Origin of the sequence: Nostoc sp. NMS4 (genome assembly GCF_017115095.1) — a bacterium.
GTDB lineage: Bacteria > Cyanobacteriota > Cyanobacteriia > Cyanobacteriales > Nostocaceae > Nostoc.
Genome location: NZ_JABXKI010000264.1, coordinates 7772 through 16515 on the forward strand (window position 1 = coordinate 7772; position 8744 = coordinate 16515).

The following is an 8744-nucleotide window of genomic DNA, read 5'->3' on the forward strand; positions in this document are numbered from 1 at the left end:
GTAGTATTGCCGGCGACATTTTTGATGCTACCACCAGTAACTTTGGGTGATTGACCAAAGATAACACCTAAAACGTTACCTTCGCCACCAAAGTCTTTCAAAGCAAGTGCGCCAGCCCAGTACCAAATATCTGCATCTGCACCTGCATTAGCACCAGTAAGCGCATCAGCAGTTGTATAACCTCCCCAACCACTAAGAGCCAACTGAGGACTAAATTGGAAGGTAGCTTCTACACCGTAGTTATTGGATTGTGTACGAGTGTTAGCCCCAAAGGGAGTGTTGGCAAAAATACTACCTGTACCTTGGAAAAGGTTATTAGCCGCACCATCAGTTTGATAAGTGCGAGCGTAAGTTAGACCAATATTAAACGCTTTGGTGGGTTGGAAAGATAACTGACCAAAGATCGCGTTATCACCATCAAACAACCCATTATTCAGGGTAGGGTCATTAGCAGTCCTAGCTATATAAGCACCACTCAAGCTGATAGCGCCTTTAGGATTTAAAGTAACAGTTACACCAGCGCCACCTTGACCTTGACGATATATGGGGCTGAAACGACCATACCGTGAGAGCGCACCTCTACCAGAGCTTGCAAAGTCAGAGTTGAAGTTATTGACGTTTTCGTATAATTCAGCACCAGTAGCATCAATTTTGACACGCACTGAGTCAGTCAAGTTGAAAGCATAGTTGATTTTATCGATGACAACAGAGTTGCCGTTATCTCCATCAAAACCTAAGCGGCTCATGTTAGTACCAGTACCACTACCCAATGCATCATTACCACGATTGGAGACGATATTGCCAGCATTCAGCCGGATTTGTAACTGGTCTTTACCAGTGAAACTGCTGTACAAGTTCAAACGAACGCGATCGCTAAAAGTGGTGTTATAATTCAAGTCTTGAGTAGGATTCCCACCACGAGCTGCTCTATTATCGCCAAAAACGTCAGACACGGCGAAAATTGCTTCCCCAACCAACTTGGTGGTAGTGGAGAACTGGTTAGCTTCCAACTCAGAAGTGCGGGCTTCTAGTCCATCAACGCGACCGCGCAGAGTTGCTAGTTCAGCAGAATATTCTTCTTGTAAACGCTGTAAAGTAGCTAAATCTTGTTTGCTGACCAAATCGGCAGTAGCTGTAGCAATCAGTTCGTTAACCCGGTCTAAACAGGCATTCAAACCTGCGGCAAATTCATAACGGGTTAAAGCACGGTTCCCACGATAGGTACTGTTAGGATAACCTGCAATACAGCCGTAGCGCTCAACTAGAGATTGTAAAGCTTGGAACGCCCAATCTGTAGGCTGCACATCCGAAAACTGCGAAACCGATGTCACCTGACTCATGTCGTTAGACTCTTGAGTGTCAGATAACTGGGCAACATTTGTTACCGGTTCCTTGACTTCAGCAGCTAAGGCACTATTCGCAACGAAAAATGTAGCAGCTAAAATAACCGGACTAACCTTAAAAAGATTCCAGAATTGTTTGGTCATGTTTTTAATCTCACTCACACCTACAATAATCCAGTCACGAGAAGTGCTTTAAACACTTTCTTTTCGTGGATTTTACACACATTCACAGCCACGATTATACCTCTATCCTGTGATTTTTACAAGCAATTCAGTTAACATAGTGCTGAACTATAGTTTTGAATTAATTTATTTGGTAAGCGCAAGATAATGCGGCGTTTGTGACGTAAAACTGTTCCTTCTTCCTCTAGCTGCTGTAGGAGTCTGGTAACTGTTACTCTTGTAGTATTTAACACTTCAGCAATATCTTGATGGGTAACATTTAAATCAATTAGCTTGCCCTTATCTACGTCACGTCCAAATTTTTCACTTAACCACACTAAAAATTGCCATAAGCGTAGCGAAATTGGTTTTCGATGCACAATGCTTAGTAGATCCTCGGATTGTTGAATATGAGACAACAAAGCATTAATATTTTGATGCCACAAATCAGCTGGCACAATGCTTACTTCCACACCTGTGAGACATTCAATCTGGTAGGGCTTGACTTTAGACAAAGGATAGCCAATCAGATCCCCCAGTCCCCAATAACCGAGAGTGATGAATGTTCCATCTTCACTCCACGTTAAGGTACGAACTGCACCGTATTCAATGCGCCAAAGTACGTCATTTTGTGGTGGAATTACCTCCCGCCGGCTAAATATCTGCTGGGATAATTGTCTGCTGAAAGCAGAGCTATTTGACACGGCAGAAGAGTTTGAAGTAGGACTTGGGGAATACATCATTAACCGTGGCTACACAATTATCAGGGAATCTCGCTATTTACAATCATTAAGAAACACTAATAATTTGTATTAAATTTTACCTGTATATCTGAAAGTCTATTTTTATCAATTAGAGCTAGGGACTAACTCAAAATATTCTGATAACAACTTTTGCTTAAGATATCTATCAGTCAGATAGAGCCAAAATTTTTAGTTGTTTATCCTCTACTTTAATTCTGTAAGTTTAAGAACAGGTAAGCTTTTAGTAAAATATTGAATTAACTTATTTTTAATTATTTGGTATTTTCTGAAGACGAAGTAAGTATGTAGGCGTGAATAATTATAAAAACAGTAGGTTGGAATGGTGCTTACTAAATCGTTGGATTTAGATCCCTGACTTCTTGTAGACACGGGAGGGTAGAAGTCGGGGATCTGGGCGGTATATCAATTAGGAGCGTTGACCGGTGACAATATATGCTACCCTTTGACCAATATTCGTAGCATGATCTGCCATGCGTTCCAGACAACGAATTGCCAGTGCCAGCAGTATAATTGGCTCGACGACACCAGGCACATCTCGTTGTTGGGCTAAAGTCTGATAAACGTGATCGTAGGCATCGTCTACAGTATCATCTAGATGCTTTAAACGGCGGCCACCAGCTTCGTCGAAATCTCCCAAAGCCTTTAAGCTTGTTGCTAGCATCGCCTGGGCGTGAAGGGACATAGCTTCAATGTCGGGCATTGACGTATGAGGCGTGTAAGGAAAAATTTTGATCGCAATCTCAGCTAAATCCTCAGCATAATCGCCAATACGCTCTAAATCTCGCACCAGCTGCATAAAAGCACTCAAGCAGCGCAAATCGGCAACCGTAGGCGCTTGTAGGGTCATAATAGCCGTACAGTCTGATTCGATTTGACGATAAAAGCGATCGATCTTTTTATCTAATCGGGGGAGTTCTTCAGCTGCTGTTAAGTTACGAGTAAATAACGCTTGGTGGCTGAGGCGAAATGATTGTTCTACCAAAGCACCCATGCGTAATACATCCCGTTCTAAGCGCCTAATGGCGCGTGCGAGTTGTGGTCTTTGAGGATTGGGAGTATAATCGACGGCTTTCACACTTGTTGTCTCAAAGGTGAAGATATTACTAACTATAGTCTTGGGTTGGGGAGTTTGCCATAACTTCAGGAAATTGGAGTTGCATCCACGCACCACCGGTTTCTGGATGGTTCATCGCTTTGATTGAACCACCGTGAGCAATTAGAATTTGCTCAACGATCGCTAATCCTAATCCATTACCAACGATCGCGCCTGTGGAGTTACTATCTTGGGGGGAATGGGTTCGTGCCTTATCTCCTCGATAAAATCGCTCAAAAACGTGGGGTAAATCTGTTTCAGAAAACCCGACTCCAGAATCAATAAGATTTATTTCCAAGATTGGGGAAGCAGGATCGTTATCGTTTGTTGATAAGATTTTCGCTTCAACATAAATACTTGTGCAAGGAGGACTGTACTTAATGCTGTTGTCTAGCAAGTTGAGAAAAACTTGGTAAATCCGGGCTTCATCTGCCTTAATCCAGAGATTTTCGGGGCCAGAATAAGAAAAAGACAGATGTTGACGCACTGCCAAAGGTTCTAGTGTTTCCCAAACAGATGCAATCAGCGATCGCAATTCTACAGCTTTGCCTTGCAACTGCATATTTGGGTTTGCTTCCATTTGGGTAAGGTCTAACCAGCTTTGCACTAAGTTAATCAGCCGATCAACTTCTTGCATGAGGCGGTTAACCCAACGATTTAAAGGTGGTTCTAAGCGGATTTGTAAAGTTTCTACAACTAAGCGAATTGAAGTTAGCGGCGTTCTGAGTTCGTGTGCTAGATCGGAAAAAGAGCGATCGCGTATTTGATTTATATCTAATAGGGGTTGACAATTTTCTAAAAATACTCCTACTTGTCCATTAGGTAAAGGCAAGCTATAAGCCCGCAAAGCCAGAGATTTTATTGTTGCCATCTCTGCCGCATCATCACAAGATGGATGAAATATCCACTCTCCCGTCTGTGGTTTTTGCCAATCACGAGTTTGCTCAATTAAATGGTCGAGTTCATAAGACCTGACCAACTCTAACAACAAGCGTACCTGTTCTGGTTGCCACCCTTGCAAATACAAAATCTCCTGCGCCTGTCGATTACACCACAGCAGTTGATTTTCCTCATCTACCTGCAAATATCCCACTGGTGCAAAATCTAGAAGCTTTTGGTAAGTTTGCAATGACTGCTGCAAATCTTGCCGCTGCTGCTTCACCATCGCTATTTCTTGCCGCAACCCAGGAATCAGCAGCAGTCCCATCTTGTCAGAATGCAAGGTTAACGGTCGGAGTAAGCGGCCCAGGTAGCGGTTAAGTTGAACCTGTTGCCAAACCCAAAACCCAATGCCTACCGCTAAACCCAGAAAAAATCCCAATAAAAGCATTTGAGTTGTTAGTTTCTTGGTGACTACTAAAAACTAACAACTATCTAAACTAATTATCCAAACCTATAGCCAAAACCTCGCACAGTCACAATATATTCGGGATGGCTGGGGTCTTCCTCTAATTTTTCCCGCAACCACCGAATATGAACGTCTACAGTTTTACTATCGCCGACGAAATCCGGCCCCCAAACCTGATCGAGCAATTGTTCCCGTGACCATACCCGGCGGGCATAACTCATAAACAGTTCCAGCAAGCGGAACTCTTTAGGGGAAAGACTCACTTCTTGACCGCGAACCAGCACGCGACATTCTTGGGGATTTAAGGAGATATCCTTAAATTTTAATACTGGTATTTGTGGCAAATTACTTAGGCGTTGGCGGCGGAGTAAAGCGCGACAACGAGCAACTAACTCGCGCATACTAAAGGGTTTGGTCAGGTAGTCATCTGCACCCACTTCTAACCCCAAAACACGGTCAGTTTCACTACCCTTAGCACTGAGCATTAAAATCGGTACTGGGTTGCCTTGATGACGCAGCAAACGGCAAATATCTAGACCATTGATTTGCGGCAGCATCAAATCAAGAATGACCAGATCGAAGGGAAGTTCCCCTGAATTGGTTTCAAAACTTTTGAGATATTCTAAAGCAGACCGCCCATCGGGGGCGGTTATCACCCCGTAACCTTCTTCTTCCAGGGCTACAGCTAGCATTTCCTGGATTAATTCTTCATCTTCTACTACTAGAATACGGCTGGTTTGGCCAATGTCCGTTCTGGCAGAGTACTTGGTCGATTCGCTGGTATACATTGATATCACAAAAGTCTAGGACTGTGCTTGTATCAATTAGGATGATCGAGTCTATTATCTCCCCTTACTGCAACCACGCTTCTACTAGGGTTAATTACTTTAGGTTTTCTTTACAAAAAGTAACATATACCAGGGCAATCTACTAAATTATAAATTACTGTGGCTGCAAGGTTCTAATAGTTTTTTAATTAAGGACTGACTTTTCGATTCTGTCTTCACAAGATTCAAAGACATTATTGATTGCATGAAGATTATCTTGACAGAGGAGATTAGGTTAGGTATATTTATCTTAGTACAAAAATACTATTAAGTCCCCAAGGGAAAACTATACTTGAAAAACAGAAGGACATATATGTGGAAAATTCGTACCCACTAAGTCTCAGATGTGGATCATTTCAGTATTTCCACTGCGTTAAAAATGTTGATTAAAAGGCTACTCTGATGTCTGCATAGGGTAGTCATTGGTATGGCTTGCTACCCAATAAATCATTTGCCTATTGAAGGGAGTTGGAAGATGACTACAGTTGGAGTCAAGGACAGCAAACAACAACTAATGCAAGCATTTCAACAAATTATTATCCAAAGAAAAAAACTTGAATCTAAAATAGCAACCAAACAAGAGGAAGCAGAAAAGGCAAAAAGTCAAGAAATTCTGCAAGTAGCTTCTGCATATACCGTTGATAGTATTGTCAAAGGTTTAGCTGATTTACAATTGGAGTTTGGTAGTATTCTCAATGGATTATCTGAAAAACTAGCTCAGGAAAATTCTAAGTTAGATGAATTAAACCGAGCTATAGAAATTGAAACCCAACGTCTACAAGAACTGCAACAAATCAGAATTGTCGCGGATACTTTAGATGTTTTAAGTCAAGAACACCAAGAAAAATTAAAAATTCTTGAACAAGATACTATTAGCAAAAGGGAAGCACTAGAAAAAGAAATTACAACCAGGCGGAAAGAATGGCAAAAAGAGCAAGCGGAGTATGAAGAAAAACTCCAAGCATATAATGATTTATTAGCCAAAGATCGCCAGAAAGAACAAGAAGAATTTCAGTATAAGTTAGAAAATAATCGTAAACTCAATACAGACAGCTACGAGGGGATAAAGCGCCAACAACAAAGAGAAATACAAGAAAATTCTCAAAAGAAAGAGAAAGATTGGACAGAACGAGAAAAAATCTTCGCTGAACGCCAACCACTCTTTGCAGACTATGAACAAAAAGTAACTACATTTCCTAACGAACTTGAAGAAGCCGTTAAGAAAGCTAGAGAAGAAGCAATTAAAGAAACCAGCCAAAAAGCTAAAATCGAGGCTGATTTATTTGAAAGAGAATGGGAATCTAACAAACAGAGTTATGAACAAAAAATTCAATCTCTGGAAGAAACAATTAAGAAACAATCTGAGCAAATAGAAGGGATTTCTGCTCAATTGCAAACTGCGTTAAAACAAGCACAAGACTTAGCTATGAGGGCTTTTGGTAGTTCTAATCCTAAATAGTTGTGAGTTCGTAGCATCTTAATCATTTTGAATTCCTGAAGAGGAGGTTTGTTGTGGTGGGGAAAAAACCGACTGATAAGAATACTAAAGTAGAAATTCTTCAGGCGTATGAGGAGTTAGCAAAAGAAAAAGCAGCACTGAAATCAGAACTCGATAAAGTTGCCCAAGAAAACCAGTCTGGAACTAAAGAACAGCCTAAATTAGAACAAAAAACAGCTATAGCTATGAATCAGCTTTCTAGTGTCCAAGAAAAAATGAACAATACAATTGAAAGCTTGGCAAAAATTCAATTAGGTTTTGGCAGTGCTGCTAATGAATTATCGGAACAGCTAACCACAAAAGCCTCTAAATTAGAAGAAATAAGGCGAACTTTAGAAGAAGAAATTCAACAATTAACACAACTGCATAATTTAGAAGTTTCTGATGATATCTTGGATACTCTCATCCAAGCCTATGAAGATAATACTAAAGCTTATCAGGAAGAATATAGCCAACGTTCTGAAGTGTTATTCCAAGAAATACTAGAGCAAAGAAATACTTGGGGAAAAGAACAAGAGGAACAGCAACGGGCGATAAAAGAACGGAATGAAAACTTGAATAAAACTCGGCAACGCGATGCAGCAGAGTACAAGTATAATCTAGAACTTCAGCGGCAACTGCAAAATGACGAATACGAACAAGAGCAGAAAGCGCTATATAAGCAATTGGAAGAATCACTACAAGAAACAGAAAAGCAGTGGGCTGAACGGGAGAAAGAAATTTCTGAGAGAGAGAAACAATTTGAAGAGTTAAAAGCTAAGGTAGAGGCTTTTCCGAAAGATAAAGAAGCAGCTATCAAAAAAGCTACAGAAGAAGGCAAAGGCATCGCCCACTACCAAGCTAAAGTAAAATCAGATTTATATTCTAAGGAAGTGGAAGGGCAAAAGCGTTTCTATGAACAAAGACTGCAATCTTTAGAACAAACTATAACTAATCAAGAGACGCGCATTCAAAATCTTTCTAAACAACTTGAATCCGCTCTCAAACAAGTTCAGGATTTGGCAGTTAAAGCTATTGAAGGTACTTCAAATGTTAATTCATATCAGGCAATCAAAGAAATAGCCTTAGAACAGGCAAAGACTCAAGCAAAAAATAAATAAGCTGATTTATTTTTGATGAAAATTGCAGAGACTTAATTGAATTTAAGCCTCTGCAAGTAACTATAATGCTTTTTATTCAGTTTTCTTTGGTTTTTTGAGGTCTGGGGGAGGTTGTACTTTTTTCTTCTTCGTTGGGCTAGCCTGCGTTTGCTTTAATGCTTTGTTGGAATTTTGTTCTTGACTAGACATAATACTAAGTTTTGGTATTTACATTACGGGTATTATTGATTACATAAATATATCACAGAGAATTTAAGTTTAACTAAAACAACTTAGTAAATAATGTTACCTCTGTAGCAACCTTCACTTTTAAGGGGATAAATACAAAGGTCATGGTAATTATCCATAATATAATTAATAAAAATATTTTAATAATCGGGTTAAACGTAGTGGGTAGTTTAGTGCATAAAATAAGCGATAAATCGCTTACTACGAGCTATACAATGTATCGGCGATTTTACTCCAATAGTTTTAGGATATGTTTTGGAATATAATTCCAATTCCACTTGGGATTATTCTCTATGTTGATATCCTCCAGTAATTTCAAATCGCAAATACTATCTGGCAAAAACTCTAACATATTGTCACGAGCATCTATATATCGAAGAT

General features: G+C 40.1%; 7 protein-coding genes. 2 read left to right on the forward strand and 5 right to left on the reverse strand.

The window, feature by feature from the left end; all coding sequences use genetic code 11:
• The 5 genes from HWQ37_RS24465 to HWQ37_RS24485 all read right to left on the reverse strand — a co-directional run.
• Positions 1-1487: iron uptake porin (locus tag HWQ37_RS24465; RefSeq protein ID WP_292752039.1), on the reverse strand; the 1487-nt coding region annotated here is incomplete at its 3' end.
• Between the two features lie 131 nt (positions 1488-1618).
• Positions 1619-2248 (reverse strand): Crp/Fnr family transcriptional regulator, encoded by a 630-nt coding sequence (locus HWQ37_RS24470; protein WP_292752041.1) that lies wholly within the window; start codon positions 2246-2248, stop codon positions 1619-1621.
• Between the two features lie 427 nt (positions 2249-2675).
• A complete protein-coding gene (gene phoU / locus HWQ37_RS24475) occupies positions 2676-3344 on the reverse strand; it encodes a phosphate signaling complex protein PhoU (protein WP_292752055.1) in 669 nt (222 codons plus the stop codon).
• Between the two features lie 28 nt (positions 3345-3372).
• On the reverse strand, positions 3373-4692 hold the full coding sequence (locus HWQ37_RS24480) for a sensor histidine kinase (protein ID WP_292752044.1): 1320 nt from the start codon (positions 4690-4692) through the stop codon (positions 3373-3375).
• A gap of 53 nt (positions 4693-4745) precedes the next feature.
• On the reverse strand, positions 4746-5498 hold the full coding sequence (locus tag HWQ37_RS24485) for a winged helix-turn-helix domain-containing protein (RefSeq protein WP_292752047.1): 753 nt from the start codon (positions 5496-5498) through the stop codon (positions 4746-4748).
• 514 nt (positions 5499-6012) lie between these two features.
• Between HWQ37_RS24485 and HWQ37_RS24490 the strand changes: the two genes are divergently transcribed.
• Positions 6013-6996 carry a coiled-coil domain-containing protein gene (locus tag HWQ37_RS24490; protein WP_292752049.1) on the forward strand — a complete coding sequence of 328 codons (984 nt, stop codon included), beginning with the start codon at positions 6013-6015 and terminating at the stop codon, positions 6994-6996.
• 53 nt (positions 6997-7049) lie between these two features.
• Positions 7050-8135 carry a coiled-coil domain-containing protein gene (locus HWQ37_RS24495; protein ID WP_292752052.1) on the forward strand — a complete coding sequence of 362 codons (1086 nt, stop codon included), beginning with the start codon at positions 7050-7052 and terminating at the stop codon, positions 8133-8135.
• Positions 8136-8744: the final 609 nt, after the last annotated feature.